The organism is Mycobacterium sp. MAA66 (assembly GCF_041261665.1).
Lineage (GTDB): Bacteria > Actinomycetota > Actinomycetes > Mycobacteriales > Mycobacteriaceae > Mycobacterium.
This window is the reverse complement of record NZ_JBGCCC010000005.1, coordinates 159,381-179,439: the sequence shown is the minus strand read 5'-3', so window position 1 is coordinate 179,439 and position 20,059 is coordinate 159,381. Positions and strand designations below refer to the sequence as shown.

17 protein-coding genes are annotated in these 20,059 nt (G+C 63.9%); 10 read left to right on the top strand and 7 right to left on the bottom strand.

Translation table 11 applies throughout. The features are described 5' to 3' along the window. Nucleotides 1-12 precede the first annotated feature (12 nt). The 5 genes from ABIA30_RS17135 to ABIA30_RS17115 are packed head-to-tail and all read left to right on the top strand — an operon-like array spanning nucleotide 13 to nucleotide 6,902. Nucleotides 13-1,179 (top strand): amidohydrolase family protein, encoded by a 1,167-nt coding sequence (locus tag ABIA30_RS17135; protein WP_370067454.1) that lies wholly within the window; start codon nucleotides 13-15, stop codon nucleotides 1,177-1,179. Further along, nucleotides 1,176-2,444 carry a M24 family metallopeptidase gene (locus ABIA30_RS17130; protein WP_370067452.1) on the top strand — a complete coding sequence of 423 codons (1,269 nt, stop codon included), beginning with the start codon at nucleotides 1,176-1,178 and terminating at the stop codon, nucleotides 2,442-2,444. Before ABIA30_RS17135 ends, ABIA30_RS17130 begins: the two co-directional genes overlap by 4 nt. Next, nucleotides 2,434-3,567: a M24 family metallopeptidase gene (locus tag ABIA30_RS17125; protein WP_370067450.1), complete on the top strand. Its 1,134-nt coding sequence runs from the start codon at nucleotides 2,434-2,436 to the stop codon at nucleotides 3,565-3,567. Before ABIA30_RS17130 ends, ABIA30_RS17125 begins: the two co-directional genes overlap by 11 nt. Beyond that, entirely contained in the window at nucleotides 3,560-4,519 is a 960-nt protein-coding gene (locus tag ABIA30_RS17120) for an enoyl-CoA hydratase/isomerase family protein (protein WP_370067448.1), read from the top strand. Before ABIA30_RS17125 ends, ABIA30_RS17120 begins: the two co-directional genes overlap by 8 nt. 4 nt (nucleotides 4,520-4,523) lie before the next feature. Next, entirely contained in the window at nucleotides 4,524-6,902 is a 2,379-nt protein-coding gene (locus ABIA30_RS17115) for a CaiB/BaiF CoA transferase family protein (protein ID WP_370067446.1), read from the top strand. Nucleotides 6,903-6,971: 69 nt separating this feature from the next. Here the strand turns inward: ABIA30_RS17115 and ABIA30_RS17110 are convergent, their stop codons facing one another. After that, nucleotides 6,972-7,598, bottom strand: a complete 627-nt coding sequence (locus ABIA30_RS17110; RefSeq protein WP_370067444.1) for a TetR/AcrR family transcriptional regulator — start codon at nucleotides 7,596-7,598, stop codon at nucleotides 6,972-6,974. Nucleotides 7,599-7,679: 81 nt separating this feature from the next. Between ABIA30_RS17110 and ABIA30_RS17105 the strand changes: the two genes are divergently transcribed. Then, complete coding sequence (locus ABIA30_RS17105) at nucleotides 7,680-8,633, top strand: oxygenase MpaB family protein (RefSeq protein WP_370067694.1); 954 nt, start codon at nucleotides 7,680-7,682, stop codon at nucleotides 8,631-8,633. Nucleotides 8,634-8,672: 39 nt separating this feature from the next. Here ABIA30_RS17105 and ABIA30_RS17100 read toward each other — a convergent pair whose 3' ends face one another. The 4 genes from ABIA30_RS17100 to ABIA30_RS17085 all read right to left on the bottom strand — a co-directional run bounded on the left by ABIA30_RS17100 (nucleotide 8,673) and on the right by ABIA30_RS17085 (nucleotide 13,935). Next, a complete protein-coding gene (locus ABIA30_RS17100; protein WP_370067442.1) occupies nucleotides 8,673-9,518 on the bottom strand; it encodes a mycofactocin-coupled SDR family oxidoreductase in 846 nt (281 codons plus the stop codon). 276 nt (nucleotides 9,519-9,794) lie between these two features. Further along, nucleotides 9,795-11,756, bottom strand: coding sequence for an acetoacetate--CoA ligase (locus ABIA30_RS17095; protein WP_370067440.1), 1,962 nt, complete (start codon nucleotides 11,754-11,756; stop codon nucleotides 9,795-9,797). A 210-nt stretch (nucleotides 11,757-11,966) separates the two neighbouring features. Then, nucleotides 11,967-13,214, bottom strand: a complete 1,248-nt coding sequence (locus ABIA30_RS17090) for an MCE family protein (protein WP_370067438.1) — start codon at nucleotides 13,212-13,214, stop codon at nucleotides 11,967-11,969. 121 nt (nucleotides 13,215-13,335) lie between these two features. Then, nucleotides 13,336-13,935 carry a TetR/AcrR family transcriptional regulator gene (locus ABIA30_RS17085; protein ID WP_370067436.1) on the bottom strand — a complete coding sequence of 200 codons (600 nt, stop codon included), beginning with the start codon at nucleotides 13,933-13,935 and terminating at the stop codon, nucleotides 13,336-13,338. 104 nt (nucleotides 13,936-14,039) lie between these two features. Between ABIA30_RS17085 and ABIA30_RS17080 the strand changes: the two genes are divergently transcribed. The 3 genes from ABIA30_RS17080 to ABIA30_RS17070 all read left to right on the top strand — a co-directional run bounded on the left by ABIA30_RS17080 (nucleotide 14,040) and on the right by ABIA30_RS17070 (nucleotide 17,512). Then, nucleotides 14,040-15,410 carry an amidohydrolase family protein gene (locus ABIA30_RS17080; RefSeq protein WP_370067434.1) on the top strand — a complete coding sequence of 457 codons (1,371 nt, stop codon included), beginning with the start codon at nucleotides 14,040-14,042 and terminating at the stop codon, nucleotides 15,408-15,410. Nucleotides 15,411-15,441: 31 nt separating this feature from the next. Then, entirely contained in the window at nucleotides 15,442-16,176 is a 735-nt protein-coding gene (locus tag ABIA30_RS17075; RefSeq protein ID WP_370067432.1) for an SDR family NAD(P)-dependent oxidoreductase, read from the top strand. A gap of 262 nt (nucleotides 16,177-16,438) precedes the next feature. Then, a complete protein-coding gene (locus ABIA30_RS17070) occupies nucleotides 16,439-17,512 on the top strand; it encodes an alpha/beta hydrolase (RefSeq protein ID WP_370067430.1) in 1,074 nt (357 codons plus the stop codon). 6 nt (nucleotides 17,513-17,518) lie between these two features. Here the strand turns inward: ABIA30_RS17070 and ABIA30_RS17065 are convergent, their stop codons facing one another. Then, nucleotides 17,519-17,977 carry a MarR family winged helix-turn-helix transcriptional regulator gene (locus ABIA30_RS17065; protein ID WP_370067428.1) on the bottom strand — a complete coding sequence of 153 codons (459 nt, stop codon included), beginning with the start codon at nucleotides 17,975-17,977 and terminating at the stop codon, nucleotides 17,519-17,521. Between the two features lie 98 nt (nucleotides 17,978-18,075). Between ABIA30_RS17065 and ABIA30_RS17060 the strand changes: the two genes are divergently transcribed. Continuing rightward, nucleotides 18,076-19,068 (top strand): aldo/keto reductase, encoded by a 993-nt coding sequence (locus ABIA30_RS17060; RefSeq protein WP_370067426.1) that lies wholly within the window; start codon nucleotides 18,076-18,078, stop codon nucleotides 19,066-19,068. Nucleotides 19,069-19,078: 10 nt separating this feature from the next. On the opposite strand, the gene ABIA30_RS17055 is transcribed toward ABIA30_RS17060, so the two are convergent. Further along, nucleotides 19,079-20,059 (bottom strand): cyclase family protein, encoded by a 981-nt coding sequence (locus ABIA30_RS17055; protein ID WP_370067424.1) that lies wholly within the window; start codon nucleotides 20,057-20,059, stop codon nucleotides 19,079-19,081.

Sequence of the window (20,059 nt, the reverse complement as noted above, 5' to 3'; positions counted from 1 at the left end):
TGGAGTGTCGAAGTGACCACCGCGACAACAACTCTGTACCCGCCGGAAGGATTTGGCGCTCCCAAGGACCGCACCGGCCACGCCCACGGCATCCCCGGGTTGCCCGCGGGCACCACGATCTTCTCCGCCGACAACCACATTTCGGTGGCCGAGGATGTTTTCTACGACAAGTTTCCGGACGACCTCAAGGGGGCGGCACCGCGCATCTGGTACGAGGACGGCGCCTACATGGTCGGCATGAAGGGAAAGACCTGGGTCGGCGGTGATTTCGGCCGAGTGCTCATGCAGTACGACGACCTCGCCGGCGCAGCCACCAACAACATCTCCGCGCGCATCCGTCAGCTCGCCGAAGACGGCATCGACAAAGAGCTCGCGTTCCCGAACGCGGTGCTCGCCCTGTTCCACTACCCGGACAAGGGCATTCGCGAGCGAGTGTTCCGGATCTACAACGAGGTGATGGCCGATCTACAGGAGCAGTCCAAGGGCCACTTCTACGGCGTCGGCCTGATCAACTGGTGGGATCCCAAGGGCTGTCGCAGCACGCTGGAAGAGCTGAAGTCGCTGGGCCTCAAGACCTTCCTGCTGCCACTGAACCCCGGCAAGGACGACGACGGCAACATCTACGACTACGGCAGCGCCGAGATGGACGTAGTTTGGGATGTGATCGAGGAGGTCGGCCTGCCCGTCGCTCACCATATCGGTGAGACGCCGCCGAAGACCCCCTGCGAGAACAACAGCGTGGTGGTCGGCATGATGGTCAACGTCGACTCCTTCCGGGAACAGTTCGCCAAGTACGTGTTCTCCGGCATCCTGGACCGTCACCCGTCGTTGCAGATCGGTTGGTTCGAAGGCGGAATCGCCTGGGTGCCCACGGCCCTGCAGGATGCGCAACATCTGCTGGCCTCCTATCGGCACATGTTCAATCATGAACTGCGGCAACCGGTGCGGCACTATTGGGACAACCACATGATGGCCTCGTTCATGGTCGACCCGCTCGGGCTGCGACTGATCGACGAGATCGGCGTCGACCGCGTCATGTGGTCCAGCGACTACCCACACAACGAGAGCACCTACGGCTACTCCGAGAAGTCGCTCGCGGCGGTGGTCGAGGCCGTCGGTCCGGAGGATGCGGTCAAGATCGTGAGCTCCAACGTCCAGAAATTCCTGGGGTTGGCATGACGACTTCGACCCAGCCGGGCGTCACACAGATTGCCCGGACCGGGTACACCTGGCTCGACATCCCTGCCGAGCCTGACCCAGCCCGGATGCGTCGAGAAGTCAGTGTGCGTCTGCAGGTCGCGATGGCTGAGCAGGGGGTCGATGCGCTGGTGCTGCTGGGCAATGGCAGCGTCATGTACGCCACCGGGATCGCCTGGCCGCTGGCCGACGCGGGACTCTCGCATGTCGAGCGGCCGATCGCGGTCGTGCTGGCGGGCGATGAGCACCCGCACCTGTTCTTGCCGTTCCGTGAGGGCGCGGCAATGGAGTCGGACTTGCCCGATGACCATTTGCATGGTCCCGTCTATCTCGAATTCGACGAGGGTGTAACGGAATTCGCGAAGATTCTGGCCGGTCTGATACCGGCCGGGGCGACCATTGCGACCGACGAGTTGACCGGGGCGATGCGGCGGGCCGGCAGCGCGCTGTTCCCGAGTGGACCGGTGGATGCCGCCCCGGTGGTCGGCGCGGCCAAGTTGGTCAAGACGATCGACCAGATCGCCTGCATCCGGCGGGCCTGCCAGATCACCGAACAAGCCGTCGCCGAGGTTCACAGTTCTCTGGCCCCGGGTGTGCGCCAGATCGACCTTTCCGCCGAATTCGTCCGTCGCACATTCGAGCTCGGCGCGACGACCAACATGTTCGATTCGATCTGGCAGGTCATGCCGGCCTCGCGAGCCGAGGGCACCTGGACCACCACGGGTGATCTGGCACTTCCCTTGCTGACGACCGAACGCGAACTGCGGCGCGGCGACGTGCTGTGGACCGACGTCTCCATCTCCTACCGCGGCTACTGCTCCGATCATGGGCGCACATGGATTGTCGGTCAGGACCCGACGTCCGCACAGCAGGCACAGTTCGACAAGTGGCGCCGGATCGTCGATGCCGTGCTGTCGGTGACCAGGGCCGGCGCTACGTGCGGTGACCTCGGCCGCGCGGCGACGGCAGCGGCCGGCGGGCAGAAGCCGTGGCTCCCACATTTCTACCTCGGTCACGGTATCGGTGCGAACGCAGCCGAAATGCCCATGATCGGAACGGATCTCGGACAGCAGTGGGATGACAATTTCGTCTTCCCCGACGGGATGCTGTTGGTGTTCGAGCCGGTGGTGTGGGAAGACGGCACCGGCGGCTATCGCGGCGAGGAGATCGTGGTGGTCACCGAGGGCGGCTGGATGCCGCTGACGGCCTATCCGTACGACCCCTATGAGGTGTCCAATGGGAATTGAGATCGAGGCCGATGACCGGGCCTTGCGGTTCAGCCGGCGGGGGCGCGCCATCGCCCAGATGGAGGCCCATGACCTCGACGTGCTGGTGCTCGGCCGGCAGGCCAATGTGCGTTACATCTCTGGGGCGCCGCAGCTGTGGGTGGTGGGTACTCGACCGTTCGGACCCATCTGCACCTTCGTGCGGGCCACCGGTGAGATTCACCTGAACAGCACCTGGGACGAAGGCGTTCCCGAGGAGATCCCGCACGAGAATCTGTATGGCCTGGCGTGGAATCCGATGACCCTCGTGGGTGTGCTGCAGAACATCAAAGGTGCCGATACCGCCCGTCGGGTCGGAACCGACGCCCTGACACCGACTTTCGCCAGGCTGTTGCCGATGGCCTTTCCGGCGGCCGAGCTGGTCGACGGTGAGCAGGCGATGCGGGCAGCGCGGCGGGTCAAGACCGCAGAAGAAATCGTCGCGTTGCGGCGGGCGTTGGCGGTCGCCGAAGCGGGGCTGGCAGCAGGCATCGCCGTATTGGCGCCGGGCGCCACCGAGAAGATCCTCGCTGGTGCGATATTGAAGGCGGAGGCCGCCGGCGGGGTGAGCACACCCGCCACGCAAGATGCCGCCTGGGTGACTTCGAAGGACCATCCGTGGCGGCGGTCCGACGGCGATGGCCGGGTGCGCGAAGGCCACCTGGTGGCGCTGTCGGCCGGTGTCCTCGCCGACGGGTATGTCGGTGAGGTCGCGCGGACGGTGTATGTCGGTCCGCCGACCGACGCGGTTCGATCGCTGTATCGGCGCCGCGATGACCTGTGGGACAGGCTCATTGATGCCTGCCGTGCCGGCAACCCGACCGGTGCGCTGCTGGATGCGTACGCGGCGGCAGGCGAACCGTTGCCGGCGATGCCGGTGGCGCATGGCCTCGGACTGGGATTTGACCCGCCCGTAGTGTCGCCGAACCTGCGGGCCACCGCCGAGGCCGATATCTTCGAGGAGGGCATGGTCCTGGCCGTCACCGGCTACGTCTGGCAACAGGGTGTCGGCGCGGTGTTCACCCGCGATGCCGTGCTGATCACTGCAGGCAATGCCGAGGTGCTCACCAGTGCAACATCTTTCAGTGAGGCGGCACATGTCTGAACGGCCCTCCCCGGAGGAGATCATCCTCTACGAGAAGAATCCGAAGACCAAGATCGCGACGATCACGTTCAACCGGCCCGAGTTCCTCAACGCGCCGACCTCGATGGCCCGGCTGCGCTACGCCGACGTGCTGCGCGCGGCCAACGCGGACAACGACGTCAAGGTGGTGATCATCCGTGGTGTCGGGGACAACCTGGGTAGCGGCGCTGATCTGCCGGAATTCATGGAGGGCAACGACAATCCGGCCGTCCGATTGGCCGAGCTGCGCCTGGAGGACGACGGCGTCGGCGAGGTGACATACCCGCCCAAGGGTACTTTCCGTAACGGCGCCACCATCAGCTCCTGGTACGCCAACTCGCAGGCCGGAAACCGGGCGCTGCAAGACTTCAAGAAGATCAGCATCGTCGAGGCCAAGGGCTACTGCTACGGATGGCACTTCTACCAGTGCGCCGACGCCGATCTGGTGATCTCCTCCGACGACGCGTTGTTCGGCCATCCGTCGTTCCGTTACCACGGCTGGGGTCCCCGGATGTGGACCTGGGTGCAGATGATGGGGCTGCGCAAGTTTCAGGAGATGGTCTTTACCGGACGGCCGTTCACCGCGGCCGAGATGTATGACTGCAACTTCCTGAACAAGGTGGTGGCCCGGGACCAGCTGGACGCCGAGGTGGACAAGTACGCGCTGGCCTGCGCCCGGAACCGCCCGGTGGACACCGTCTTTCAACAGAAGATGTTCTTCGAGATCTTCAAACAGCAGCAGGGTGAGTACATGGGCAGCCTGCTGTCCGCGTTCTTCGAATCGATGGGTAACGGCGTCGCCAATGACAGCGACGAGGATCTCGACATGTTCGAGTCGATCGACAGTGGCTTGTCGGCTGCAGTGAACGACAACGACAGCAAGTTCCCGCCGGAGTTCCGGTTGAGTAAGAAGAATCGGGCCAAGCCCGAATAAGCCCGTGACCCCACCATTGACCGGGTACACCGTCGTCGACCTGTCCAGCGGGATCGCCGGTGCCTACTGCACGAAGATCCTGGCCGACGGCGGCGCCGATGTCGTCAAGGTGGAAGCACCCGAAGGTGATCGGCTGCGTACTTGGTCCGCGTCGGGCGCTGCCGGTGGCGCGTTGTTCAGCTTCCTGGCCGGCGGCAAGCGTTCGGTAGTGATGGCGCCGCATGATCTGAGCCTGCTGGATCAGTTGGTGGCGGCCGCTGACGCGGTAGTGTGGTCGCCGGAATCTGCGGTGGCGCAACAGGTGTCACCGCAAGAGTTGTTCGCCCGTCATCCCCACCTGATCGTCACCGCCATCACCCCGTTCGGATTGGCCGGGCCCTGGAGTGACCGTCCGGCGACCGAATTCACGCTGCAGGCCTGGTCTGGCGGCGCGATCGGGATCGGTCGGGGCTGTCAGGACCGGGCCCCGGTGTCGATCGGCGGTCAGGTGGGCGATTGGCTGTCCGGTGCGTATGCGGCGGCGATGATGCTGGCGTTCCGGGTACGAGCGTTCCGCGATGGGCACGGAGAGCTCATCGACCTGTCGATGCTGGAAGCTCAAATACTCGGTCTCACTTACTATCCGGTGACCTACTTCGAGATGCTGGGCAAGCCCTGGCGTACCGAACGTCGGCCCACCGTGCCGGGCGTGGCGCACGCTGCCGATGGGTTGGTGGCGCTGGGCTGCGGCACCGCGCAGCAATGGTGGGATCTGTGCGCGATGTCGGGTCATGACGAATGGATCGACGAAACCTCCGAGCTGACCATCACCGAGCAGGCCACCCTACACTCGGATGAACTGTACGGGTGGCTGCGCGACCAGAAGGTCGATGAAGTCCGCGATTTGGCCTCGGCGTTCCGGATACCGAACTCGCCAGTGGGCAACGGTGAAAACGTCACGGCGATGGACCAATTCGTCGAGCGCGGTGCCTTCGTGACCAATCCACGCGACGGCTTCACTCAGCCCAACCATCCCTATCGTTTCACCGGCTGTGATCTGCGTGCGCAGGCGCCGGCGCCTCGGCTGGGGGAGCACACCGCCGGGTTATCCACGGCCGCACTGACGCCACGGGCGGAGCCCAACAGCGCACCGGACCGGGACCGGTTGCCGTTCAGTGGACTTCGGGTGCTCGACATGACGACGTTCTGGGCCGGACCGTCATGCACGCATCTCCTCAGCATGCTCGGCGCCGACGTCATCCACCTGGAATCCACTGCGCGCCCGGACGGCACCCGGCTGATCGCCGGTATTGCGGCCAACGTCGAGCAGTGGTGGGAGCGCTCACCGATCTTCAGTGCACTGAACACCAACAAACGCAGCGTGACCCTGGACTTTCAGACCGAGCAAGGCCGGGACCTGTTGCGCCGGTTGATCACGACCTGTGATGTGGTGGTGGAGAACTTCACCCCGCGGGTGATCGATCAGATCGGTTTGGACTTCGCGGCGGTACGCGAACTTCGTGACGACATCATCATGGTGCGTATGCCCGGTTTCGGCCTGGACGGGCCGTGGCGGGACAACCCGGCGTTCGCCTACATCATCGAGGACGCCTCCGGGCTCAGCTGGCTCACCGGTTTTCCGGATCGCACGCCGTTCGAGCCGTATTCGGTGGGTGATCCGAACGCCGGCATCCACGCATTCATCGGCCTGCTGCTGGCTCTGGAACACCGCCGCCGGACCGGCGAGGCGGTGCTGGTGGAGGCTTCGATGGTCGACGCCGCACTCAACATCGCCGCCGAACAGGTCATCGAGTACTCCGCGTACGGGGCGCTGCTGCAGCGAGACGGCAATCGAGGCCCTACCGCGGCACCGCAGAACATATATCGCAGCAACGAGATCGACGAATTCGGCCGAGATGACAGTTGGGTGGCGATCGCCGTCCAGACCGACGTTCAGTGGGCGGCGCTGCACGGGGCGTTGGGTAACCCGTCCTGGGCGGTCGCGGCGTGGGATGCCGCCGAACGTCGGTCGAACCAGGATCTGATCGATGCGCACCTGGCTGCCTGGTGCCGGTCGCGGTCGGGTGATGAGATCGTGGAAGCCCTTTGGCCTGTGGGAGTTCCGGTTGCCAAGGTGATGCAACCACACCGGCAGAACGAGCTGGCGCAATTGCACCACCGCAGATTCTTCGAGTACGTGGGCCATCCGGTGAACAACCCGGCACTGCACAGCACGCTGCCGGTCATGCTGGCGAACGGGCCGACCACATTCCACCGGGCGCCGGCGCCGCTGCTCGGCGAGCACAACCGAGAGCTTCTGGGGGAGCTGGGTCTGTCGGACGATCAGATCGCAGCGCTGATCCAGAGCGGTGTCATCGGTACCGAGCCGGGCCGGCGCCGCTGAGTTGTCTATCGCTGCTGCGGATTTCGTTGACTGTGCACCGGAGCGCCGACAGAGCCCTTCGGCATCGCCTCAGCGAGAAGCCCTCTGAGGCACTGTATTGATGGTGGTGAACAGCAGGTCGGTGAGCCGGTCCACGAGATGTTCACGTTCGATGTCGATTTCGCCGGTGAACACGGCGGTCAGTGCTCCCGCAACACCGTGAAGCACGTATTGCGCAGTCAGCTGAATGTCCAGCAGTTCGGCGTTGGCAGCGTTCTTGGCAACTATGCCTATCAGGGTGGCGAAGTGGTGGGCCTCGGCCAGCCGGCGCCGGCCCAAGGTGGCCGAGGATGCGGATTCAATCAGGATGATCTGCCCCTTGCGCCGGTCATCGAGCAGTAGATCGATCACCGTCGAGAGGGCAGCCCTCGCCTGCGCTCTGGGTCTGGCCGGCGCAGCGGCGATGGCGGCCATGCCCTGGGACTCGATCTCGTTGGTGATCTGGTCGAAGACCGCGACGTGCAGTTCCTCGATCGAGCCGAAGGATTCGGCGAAATACCGCGCCGCCACACCTGACAATGCCGCTACGCCACGAAGGGTGGTGGCTGCGATGCCCTTGGTACCCATCAGCTCCAAGCCTGCAGCCACAAACCGTCCGCGGCGCTCCGCAATACGGTCGATGCCGCTGCGCCCGCCGTAGGTGCGAGGTCCGGTCACGAGCAATATCTTGACACACCCGTGGACAGATGGTTACGGTCGCCTCAATCTATCAACGAGTGATGACAGATTGGGTCGATGATGACAACGAAGGTGTCGCACGGGGAGTTGGCGACCGAGGTTGAGCCGTGGCATCCGAGCCGGCCGCATGCTGCACTGGCGGCCGATGTCAGGTGGTGGTTGGGATCTCCGTTCAGCCTCGGCCTGTTCGGGCGTTTGGCTCTCGACCAGGTTGCCTATCGACCGATCGCCGCCGCAGTGGACCACTCCGGGCGCTTCCGGCAGAACTTCACCGATCGGGGCGTCCGATCATTCACGTTCGGCATGCTCATGCTGTTCGGGGACGATTCTGACCGGCGTTGGGACACAGACGAACTCAAGCGTCTACATGCCGCGGTGCGTGGTGCCGGCAATGGCGAGTTCGAGGGCACCAGGTTCAGCGCGCTCGATCCGGAATTATGGAACTGGATCGCCGTCAGCTCCTTGAATCTCTTCTATCGGGGCTATGTTGCGGTCCGGGGTGAGGATCTCGACGACGAGCAGCGGGAGGCCGTGTATCAGACGCTGCGGTGGATGCTGAGCTATCTGGAGCTGCCCAGTGCTCGTGCCAAGCTGCCGGAAACGCTGCCCGACATGCTGTCGTACTACGACCGCGTGGCCGCGGAAAAACTGGCAGACAACTCGTTCCTGCAGTACGCCGACGAAAGCTTCGATGCGGTCCCGGTGCCTGAGTTGCTGCCGAAACCGGTGCGCGACCTCGTCGCACCGGTATGGAATCTGGTGGTACCCATTGCGCTGAGGCCGCCGAAAGTGTTGGGACAGCGGCTGGCGCACGCGAAGATGCGCGAACTGCTGGACGTCCGGCAGACTGGGACTGTGCGGCTGGAGTATGCCTGCTACCTCATGGCGCTGCGTTTGGCGTGGCGGCACCTGCCCAAACGCCTGGTCCTTGATCCGTTGGCGTACAACCGCTATCGCTACGAGCGGCTGCGGGCCGCCTATCAGAGCGTCCAACTGGATAGCTTCGCCGCCTAGTCGTCAGCGGCCAGGCTCGGCAGGCAGCCTGTCCCGGGATTACTTCAGGCAGCTGCCGGCGTCGACTGGCAGGGTGACGCCGGTGATGTAGCGGGCCTCGTCGGAGGCCAGGAACAGTACAGCGTTGCTGATGTCGACGGCGTCCACCCACGGGATGGGCAGGGTGTGGAACATCTGGCAGATCGGGGCCATGTCGTCGGGACCCGGGTTCTCCAGGTCTGGACGGAACATCTTGAAGGTGCCCTCGTTGTGCAGCATCTGGGTGCTCACGTGGGTCGGGTGCACGGTGTTGCACCGAATGTTGTGGTGGCCCAATTCAACCGCGAAGCCGCGCATCAGGCCCACGACGCCGTGCTTGGCCGAGACGTAGTTGCCGCAGTGCGGGTAGGCCTTGAGGCCGCCGACCGAGCTGGTGAGAACGATCGAGCCACCGCGACCACCGGCGATCAGGTGGGGCACACCGGCTTTGACCGACTTCCAGACTCCGGAGAGGTTGATGTCGATCATCTCGTCCCAGTCCAGCTCGCTGGTCTCGTGCAGGACGTCGCCACCGTTGCCGATGCCGGCGTTGGCAACGATGATATCAAGGCGCCCAAGGGTTTCCACGCCGCTGTCGACCGCATCCTTGACGGCGGGGGCATCGCGCACATCGACCTGAGCGGTGACGATACGGCGCCCGAGATTCTTGACCAGCTCGGCTGTCTCGGCCAGATCATCGGGCGTCGAGGCCGGAATGGCGGTGTCGACACCGGGCCGGATCGGCGCGCAGATATCGACCGCGATGATGTCGGCGCCTTCCTCTGCCAGTCGCACTGCGTGGCTGCGACCCTGGCCGCGGGCCGCGCCCGTGATGAATGCGACCTTGCCCTCAACCCGTCCTGCCATCGTGGACTCCTTGCTCCCGGCTCGTGATGGATGTGGCGCATACGGACGCTTCACACGCGCGTTGCTGTGCACATGCTCAGCACTCTGTCACCGGTGGTCCTGCTGTGTCAATGGCATCTGCAGTTTCGGGCGGTTTGTACACCCCGCTTAGATGAGTCCGGTTTGGGGTGCGTGCCGGAATGTCCGTATCTGTCGCCAAAGTAATTGTGCAACAGGATAGTTCGCCGATCTACGCGAAGCGCTGGTTCGTTCGCCTCGCTTACGGAGTGGGCGTGACTATTTGGGCCCGCGTAGTAGTGCGGGTCGATAGAACGCGAGACTGTCAGGGTTTCGCAGGGCGTCTGGGCTTGCGACGCTGTCTGGGTCCGCGCCTTGCAGGAGTCGTTTGACGGGGATTTCGAGCTTTTTGCCGGTGCGGGTGTACGGGATGTCTGGGGCGGTCACGATCCGGTCGGGGACGTGACGGGGCGAGAGGTTCTGGCGTAAAGCGCGCTTGATGCGCGTGTGCAGTTCAGCTTCGTGCGCGGCGGGGTCTGTGGGTACGGCGAACAGAATGAGCTGACCATGTCCGGTTGTCGGGTCATCGAGATGGACGACGAGGCTATCGCTGATTTCGTCCAGGCTCTCAAGCACGTTGTAGAACTCTGCGGTGCCCAGGCGCACGCCGCCGCGGTTGAGAGTGGCATCGGAGCGGCCATTGATGATGGCCGAGCCTCGGCTGGTGATGGTGATCCAATCGCCTTGTCGCCAGATCCCGGGATAGGTGTCGAACCAGGTGTTGCGATAGCGGGAGCCGTCACGATCGTTGTAGAGGGCTACCGGCATCGCGGGGATGGGCCCGGTGATGACGAGTTCGCCGTCGGCGTCGATCACCGAGTTGCCGTCCGTGTCGAACGAATCAACAGGTATGCCCAGTGCACGACAAGACATTTCGCCGGACCACACCGGGGTGAGTGGCGAACTTCCGACAAGCACGGAGCACACGTCGGTGCCGCCACTGACCGAGCCCAGGAGGACTTTGGCGTCCAGGTGCTCGTAGACCCAGACGTAACCGTCGGGAGGCAGGGGCGAGCCTGTGGAACCGACAAAGCGTAGTGCGGCAAGGTCACCAAAGTTCTTGGGCTCGATGGCAGCGGCCCGGCAGCCCATGATGAATGAGGCGCTGAGCCCGAAATGGGTGACCGACTCGGCGGCCGCCACCTGCCAGAGCGGCCCGAAGTCCGGGTAGGTGGGGTTGCCGTCGTACAGAACGATGGTTGCGCCGGCCACCAGGCCCGACACCACGGTGTTCCACATCATCCAGCCGGTGGTGGTGTACCAGAAGAGGCGATCGCCGGGCTTGATGTCCAGGTGCAGCACATTGTCTTTCAGATGCGTGAGCAGCATCCCGCCGTGGCCGTGCACGATGGGCTTCGGTCGGCCGGTGGTGCCCGAGGAATACAGCACATAGAGTGGGTGGTCGAACGGGACGCGATCGAATGCCAAAGGTCCTTGCTTGGAAAGCAATTCAGACCACGCGAGCATCCCGTCCGGTGCGGTGTCGTCGAATGCCGAGGGTACGTACACGGTTGTTCGGATCGAGGGGATCGCGTTGATGAGAACGGCGTGTTCGGGGCGTCGGTCGATGGTCTTGCCGCCGAAGGTGTAGCCGTCAACGACGAGGAGCACCGTCGGCTCGATCTGGCCCAGGCGGTCGATGACGGCTCGGGTGCCGAATTCCGGTGGGCAGCAAGACCACACCGCACCCAGGCTCGCGGTGGCGAGAAACGCAACGACGGTCTCGGCGATGTTGGGCAGGTAGGCCGCTACGCGGTCACCGGGGCGTACTCCGAGTGCATGAAGTCCCGCGCGGGCGCGCGCAACTTGGTCACGCAGCTCACCGTACGTGAGTCTGACTGTGCCACTGCCTGATTCGGCGTGTGCGATTACTGCGGGCGCACTGGCGGGGCGTCCGTTGGACACGGCGTGTTCGGCGTAGTTCAGCCGGGTTTTGGGGAACCAGCGAGCGCCGGGCATGCTGCGATCGGCGAGCACCGGAGTCGCTTCACCGTCGGCTTGGATGTCGAAGAACTGCCAGATCGAGGTCCAGAAGCGATCGGTGTCGGACGTGGACCATTCCCACAAGCTTGCGTAGTCGCTGAAGGTTTCGCCGATATAGCCACGGCGACAAAGCCATTCGATGTAGCGGACGATCTCGGTGCCTGCGGCATCGTGCGGTTCCCAGAGCACGGTCGGCATGGCGACTCCTTCGGTCATCAGTCCCCGTTGACACAAGAATTCCGCGTCAAGAGCGGACAGTACCGCCAGCGGCGGCCTTAATGCAATGTTTTAGCGTTAAGGTCTGGAGGTGTGCTCCGCGATCCGAACAATCCGCGGAACTGGAGTGACACTGAATCTCAACTGAGACAAGAGAGTTCGCCACAGGAGTGGGTCGACGGAGCGGTGGCTTCATGGGTTGATTGTGTTCTCCCCGATTTGACGGCCCCAGATGTAGTCGGACGCGAACGGCGAACCGAGACCCAAGTGGTTGTAGGGCGCGATGGAGGCGCCGGTATCGATCACCGTGTACGGCATCGGCCAGATGTCCTTGGTGACGGTCCAGCAACCCGGCCGGCCCTCGGGGCCACCTGAGGCGTTGGTCCGGGGCAGGTTGTCCGGATAGACGTAGCGGTTCCCCGCGCCGCCGAGTTCGGTGTGACTCGTCATCGAGTAACCGTTGGCGCCCAGGGCCCTATTCAACGCCTGTGCGCCCCTCGCGAAACCGCGGATCATGCAGTCCAATTCGGGGCTGTACTTGTCGAGCAACTGAGAGGTCGGCAGCAGGTCCTGGGCCCCACGGACCAGGTACGGCGCGCCGCGTTCGAAGGTGTCGCCGCCGGTGTTGCCGAACCCGACCGAGGCCATCAGCGCTTGATCGACGTTGCCGCGCTGATCATTGAAGGTGTGCGCGGTAGTCACCGCGCTCTTCAGGCCGTCCCACAGGTCCGGTGACGCCTTGGCGTACACGTCGGCCAGGTCGGCGAAGCCCCTGGTGTCGTGTCGGAACGAGGGCATCCGCTGGTTCAGGTCGGCCAGGATGGTGTTGCCGTTGACCAGCGACTGACCGAACTTGTCGCCCAGCCCGTCGAGCGCTTGCGCGGCCGCGGTCAACGTCTGGTTCAGCTTGATCGGATCGATCTGCTCGGAGATCGCGGTGATGGTCTCGAACAGCGTGTTGAACTCGGTGGTGACGCTGACCGCGTCGACCACGTCACCGCTCTTGAGCCGCTGCGGTGAGGGGGCCGGGGGTGAGGTGAAGGCGATGTACTTGTTGCCGAAGGCCGTGGTGGCAAGCAGCTTGACGTCCACATTGCGGGGCAACAGGTCCAGATACTCGGGATCGACGTTGAGCACCAGGCGGGCCTCGGGCTTCTCGCCGTCACCGGTGATCGCTTCGGCGGCCTTCAGCCGGCCGATCGGCACCCCGTTGTAGGTGACCTTCGAACCCGCATCCATCGAAAGCCCGGAACGACTGGCCAGCACGTACAGCTGGGCCTTGGTGTCGAAGTAGCCGCGGAACTGGGCCCAGGTCACGGCCAGCACGATGGACATGATCACGGCCAGGGCAAAGCCGGCGATCTTGTACGGCGGGTTCTTGTCGGTGTTGAGCGGAGCGCGGACTTGGCCGTCGGCTATTGCGTGCTGTGGAGTCGTCATCGCGCTATGACTCCTTCGGTCATCAGTCCGCGTTAACGCAAGAATTCTGCGTTAAAAGCGGACTGTACCGTGAGCCGGGCGCTTAATGCAATGCTAGAGCGTTAAGAGTTGATGGCGTGCCTTACGGGCTGGACACGCCACGGAGGAGGGCGTCGACGATCTGCTCGATGACACCGTCGTCGACCGGCCAGCGGGTAATCAGCGCGCGCGTATGTAGCGGCGCGACAAGCAATTCGAGAACGAGGCGGGGGTCGGCACCGGCGGGCAGTTCGCCGCGATCGGTGGCGCGCTCGAAGATTGCGCTGGCTGCGTCGACGCGGGACTGCCAGTACTGGGCACGGCTGTCGGCGAGCGCTGGATCATCGTCGGCCACGGCCATCGCGCGAGACAGTGCCGTGCCAAGGGGTTTGTCCAGGCTGGCCTGGACTCGCTGCGCGAGCGCTATGAGATCGGTACGCAACGTTCCGGTGTTTGGGGCAGCTCGTTCCGATTGGCTGTAGTCCAGCAGCGCATCCAGGATCAGGTTCTCTACCGATCCCCAGCGTCGCAAGATCGAGGAGCCGTGCACGCCGGCCGCCCGTGCGATCTCACTGATCGACACGCCTTTTGGTCCCCGTTCGGCGATGACGTCTTGTGTCGCTTGCAGTACCGCGGCGCGAACCCGCGCGGAGCGCCCGCCGGTACGGCGCTTGATCTGCGTCTGGGTTTCGACGTCGCTCATCGTCCACATATTAATGCATGACTATTGCGTTACCGATCGACGCGGCCTAGTGTCGCCGTTAATGCACGAGTATTGCATTAACGGCGAAGAGAGGGCCACACGATATGACCAAGACACTGTTCAAGGACGGTGCCATTTTGAGCATGGATCCGTCGGTCGGCGACTTCCGCCGGGGCGACGTGCTCGTCGAAGACGGCGTGATCACCCATGTCGGCGATTCGGTCGGGGAGACCGGCTGCGATGTGGTCGACGCATCCGATGCGATCATCATGCCCGGGCTCATCGATGCTCATCGCCATCTGTGGTACTCGGGCGTGCGCGGTACCGGTATGGACGAGGCGGCCGGCGAAGCGCTCGCGGCGTGGAGCAAGCTCGGCCCCGCGTTCACCCCAGATGTGCTGTACGCCTTCACCCGCGCCGGCATCGCGAATGCGCTGGAGTCCGGCGTCACCACGGTGTTCGACTGGTGCCACGTCATCAACACCCCGGAGCTTGCCGAGGCTGCAGTCCAAGCCCACCTGGACATGCCGATGCGCGCGGTCTTCGCCTACGGCGCCTCGATGCGGCAGAAGCTCGACGAGTTCGCAGGCAAATTTGGCTCGGCCTCCTGGGACCATGCAGCGCAGTTGCGGCGTCAGTACTTCTCGTCCGACGACAAACGGCTCACGTTCGCGCTCGCGCTGCAGGGGCTCGACTTCACGACTCTGGAAATCACCCGTGACGACATTGCCGCTGCACGCGCGATGGGCGTCCCGATGAGCTTTCACACCGGTGTTGCGCTGGGCCCGGCGAAAGAGTCGATCAAACGGCTGGCCGAGGAGGGTCTACTCGGTTCGGATATGAGCTTCGTGCACTGTTGCACCACGACCGACGAGGAGTTCCGCTTGCTCGCCGAGCATGACGGACGGGCGGTCTCCTGCCCAGCCGTCGATGCCGCACTCAACTTCGGCGCGTCACCGTCGGAGCGCATGCGCAAGAACGGCCTGGCCCCGTGCTTCGGCGCAGATGCGATCGCTACCGCCAGTGGCGATCTGTTCGAGGAAGCGCGCGTCGGGCTGTTCCTCGAACGCAACGACTACGGACACGCCCGCCACCTCAACGGTGACGTCGTGATGACACACGGGGACCGCATCTCCGCACGCGAAGCCTTGGCGGCGGTCACGTCGGTAGCGGCCAGGAACTGCTGGCTCGAAGACCACGTAGGTTCCCTCACTCCGGGAAAGCGCGCCGACCTCATCCTGCTGCGAGCCTCCGACTCCAACCTCTGGCCGTTGGGGAACCTGCTGAGCGCCGTCGTGAGCGCCGCCAACCGCGGCAACGTAGACGCGGTCATGGTGGACGGCAAGTTCGTCAAGCGTGGCGGCCGGCTTGTCGACATCGACACTGCAAGTATTCGCACCGATCTCGTCCGTGCCCGCGACAGCCTTTATGCCGCAAGCGGTTACGACGACATCGAACCGAAACTAGCCGGCTAGCGGCGCCGACACAACACGGGAAGGGATCCACATGAAAGGCCTCGACAAGAAGGTCGCCATCGTCACCGGGGGCGCGAGCGGCATCGGACGCGCAACCGCAGAGCGACTGACATCAGAAGGTGCCCGCGTCGTGGTCATCGACATCGACGGTGAGGAGGCGGCCGAGGCGGCGGCTGAAATCGGTGGTGGGGCAATCGGTTTGGGTGGCGACGTGTCTTCTGAAGCCGACGTTCAGCGTTACTTTGGCGAGGCCGCGCGACACTTCGGCCACGTCAATGCGCTGTACAACAATGCCGGCATCGGTCCGTACAGCATGCTCGTCGACCAGGACCTCGTCACCTTCCAACGGCTGGTTGCCATCAACTACGTGGGTGTCTTCCTGAATTTACGGGAGATGTTGCGCATCTCCCGTGCCGCGGGCACGCCCGCGAATATCGTCAACACGACATCGTTGACCGTCGAGAGACCCACACCGCTGCTGGGTGCGTACGGCTCGACCAAGGCGGCGGTGATCAGCCTGACCCGCACCGCCGCGATCGAAACCGCTTGGACGGGAACACGTGTCAACGCGGTCATGCCAGGGCCCATCGATACTCCAATGATGCAGCAGCTAGATGACGCCGGTCGTAAGACCATGGCGGCGGCGATACCGATGGGGCGTTTCGGCCGACCCGATGAGGTCGCGGCGATGGTGGCATTCCTGCTGAGCGACGAGGTTCCGTATGCCACCGGTGGCGTGTACCCCGTTGCCGGCGGCGGTTCCTGAAATCTGCACAACTCTGAAACATGATCAGGGAAAACAACATTTAGGCCGATGCGCCGCCGCGAAGCGGACGCTGCTTCCCCGCGCGGTACGGGCTCCCATCGTAGGTAATTTCCCGTCATCCAGATCGGCGTGCCGAGACCCGTCGGTCGATCGAACCCCACCCTGCATTAATGCAGAGATCTTGCATTAATGCACGATTGGGCGTAACTTCCACTAAAGCAATAATCGAGCTTTAATGATGCGGGACCTAGGGAGAGCTGTCATGTCGTACCAATGGCCACTGGACGTACACGCACTGTTCGGTGAGCGGCACCCACAGATGGTCAACACCGGATTGCCGGCGGACGATGTCGAGGCCGTGGGTGCTGCGATCACCGACATGTGGGCGGACACCGCCGGTGGATGGGTCCCCGAATGGTCACGACTGGCCGCGACCTATGCGGCAGCTGGCTCGCACCAGGCCGCGGCGCTGGCCTACGGGTGGGCGAAGTTCCCGACTCTGGCCGACGATGCCAAACGTCAAGCTCTCGCCAATCAGCTTGAGCAGTACCAGCTTGCGGCCCCCGGGTTCGGAGTGCAATTCGAACGTCACGTGTTGGAGCTGCCGTATCGCGGTGGCACCACCGAGGTGCCGGTGCATGTGTACACGCCATACGACCTGCCCGCTGACCGGCCGGTCGTCATCGCCAGCGGAGGTGTCGACAGCTGGAAGATGGACGTGCATGGACTGCTGGTCCTGACGGCAGCCCGCCTGAGTGTGCGGGTGGTGGCTTTCGACATCGTGGGCACCGGCGAATCGGCGGTACCGATGACCAGTTCGGGCGGCGCGGAAATCATTCGCGGCATCGTCGATTTCGCCCGGCCCCTCGGTAATGGCATCGTTGGGCACATCGGAATTTCGATGGGTGGGCACTATTCGGCCCGATCCGGCCTGGACGGTGACGTGGACGCCGCCGTGGTGTTGGGTGGCCCGGTCGAAGACGCCTTTGGTGGTGACCGCGACGCGCCGTCGTTCGGTATGGACGGAATCGTCGGTAACGCACTGGGATTCGATACACCGCCCAGTTTTGAAGAACTGACAAAGGCTTTGCGAGAGTTCTCGTTGCGTCCGCTACTCGACCAGGACCGCAATGTCCCGATGTTGGTCATCAACGGAGCCGACGACGTCCACGTCCCACAACGCGACACCCTGGTGTTCCAGGGTCGCCGCGACACCACGGTCGAACTTGTCCCCGACACCGGGCACTGCGCGGTTTCCAAACTGCCCGAAGTGTTCCCGATCATTCTCGACTGGCTCGACCGCACCCTCGCCGCCCTCGCGCCGAGCGGGGAGTAGCCGACCTTACGTCGGCGGTGTGTGGTCCCGCGCGGCGTCTGCGAGGGTGTGCAGAGTCTCGACCAGTTGTCGTGCCTCGGTCTCACCTAGCACCTCGGCGATCCACTCGTGGGTTTTCCTCACCGGGGCGTGCGCCTGGCTGAGCTGTCGTAGCCCGGTCGCGGTGATGGATATCTGCCGTCGGCGCCGGTTGGCTGGATCGATGGTCTTGCTGATCAGATCGCGGCCCTCGAGCCGGTCCAGCAGTGCGGTAAGGGTCGACGTATCCAACGATGTGAGCGCGCCGAGCTCTGACTGCGACAGCTCATCGTGTTCGGAGAGCGCGAACAGGACCGAGAACTGTGGTGGCGTCAGGTCGGGAAGATGTTGCAGCCAGATGGCTGACACTGCCTGGTTCGCGCGACGCAGCTGGTGCACGGGGCTGTCGGACAGATTCCCCCTTTTGACCTTTGTGGTCTTCGCCATCACGCGACTATAGTCAGTGCCACAATAGTACGTACACGTATAATACGTATACGTACTATTGGTCACGGGTCGGGACCTGGCACTAACGAAGGATCGGCATGGAATACACGCGACTTGGCAATTCGGGGCTTCAGGTCAGCAGGATTGCGCTGGGATGTATGAGCTTCGGTCGGCCCAGCGCCGGCCGCGATTGGGCGCTAGATGAGGACCGGGCCGAGCCGATCTTCCGAACAGCAGTCGACCTTGGTATCACGTTCTGGGATACCGCCAATAACTACAGTGCGGGTTCCAGCGAAGAGATCACCGGCGCCGCGATCGCCAAGTACACCCGCCGCGACCACGTGGTGCTCGCCACCAAGCTATGGGCCCCGGTCGGTGACGGCCCTGGCGGACATGGCTTGTCGCGCCGGGCCGTCTTCGAACAAGTCGACGCCTCACTGCGTCGCCTTGGCACCGACTACATCGATCTCTATCAGATCCACCGTTTCGACCCGGACACACCGGTCGAGGAGACCATGGAGGCACTTCACGACGTGGTCAAAGCCGGCAAGGCGCGATACCTCGGCGCGTCGTCGATGTGGGCATGGCAATTCGGGAAGATGCAACACGCCGCACGGCTGCACGGATGGACACCGTTCATCTCCATGCAGGATCAATACCACCTGCTGCAGCGGGAAGAGGAACGCGAGATGTTCCCGCTGCTGGCCGACCAAAATGTCGGCTCAATCCCATGGAGCCCGTTGAGCGGCGGATTCCTGACCCGCCCGTGGGGGAGTGATCGCCCCACCGCTCGCGGGGCAGAGTCGGAGGCACGTCGCCGCGATATCTACGGCACCCCAACGATCTTGGACGCGGACAAGAAGGTGGTGGACGCAGTCGAACGCATTGGCCGCGACCGTGGCGTCTCGATGGCACAAGTGGCGATGGCCTGGGTGCTGAAGAACCCCGTCGTGGATGCACCGATCGTCGGCGCGACGAAGACCGATCACCTCGTGGATGCCGCCGCGGCAGTCGATCTGACCCTCACCGCCGAGGAGATCAAAGCCCTGGAGGAGCACTACACCGTCCGCCGCCCGACCTACTATCAATAGGCCGCGCAGCCTATTTCAGCGCCAACGCCCCGACTGGGGTGCCGGAGGCACCAGTTATCGGCAGGTGTGGGGCGGCCAACATGAATTCATACACGCCGTCCCGCGCGCAGTCCTCGGCGAGCGCTTCGAGGTCGAAGATCTCACCGAAGGCCATGCCGGCGTGGACGAGCAGCACGACGTGGAGAGGCTGGAAGTAGGCGATCTCGTTGGGCCGCACTTCCAGGCCCCAGGTGTCGGAGGCGATCGCGGAGAGGTCCTTGTGGCGCAGCCATGGCGCCGCGTGCAGGGAGATTCCCGGCGCATCGCCGCCGGCATAGTCACCCCAATTGCCGCGTCGTGCCCCCAGGAAACCGGTACGCACCAGCAAGGCGTCTCCGGCCAGTAGTTCGATGCCCTTGCTGTCGAGGAATCCTTCGATGTCATCACTGGTGATGGCGTACCCCGGGTCGAGCGAATCGACGCCTTTGTATCGTGCGATATCGGCCAAGACGCCCCGGGCAATGCCCTTATCCGCGACATGCTCGACTGCGTTGTGCGCCGATGCGGTGGCCGAAACCTCCTCGGCGGGACGGTTGTTGTACATCTTGCCTTCCCAGAACACATGGTTCAGGCAGTCCCACTGGGTGCCCGACTGCGTCGGCATGATCACGGTGTGGTCGGAGAACCCGATACCGGGGCGTGGTGAAAGTCCCATGGCCACAATGTCTTGCTGCCCGGTGACCACATCGGTCCCGGTCAGCGACGAGTACAAGACCGGATTGAAGCGGCCCCACTGCCCGGTCTGCGGGCCACTCTGGTCGTACGGCAGCGACAACGGAATCGACTTGCCCTGCTTCACCAAAGAAGCGGCATGACGGAGCTGATCAGGCCCTACCAGGTTCCAGGTACCCATTTGGTCGTCCTCGCCCCACCGTCCCCAGTTGGAGCATTCGGCGATGTATCGCCGCAGGATCGCCTCGTCCTCGTCGGTGGGCTTCTGGTTGTCGGTCAT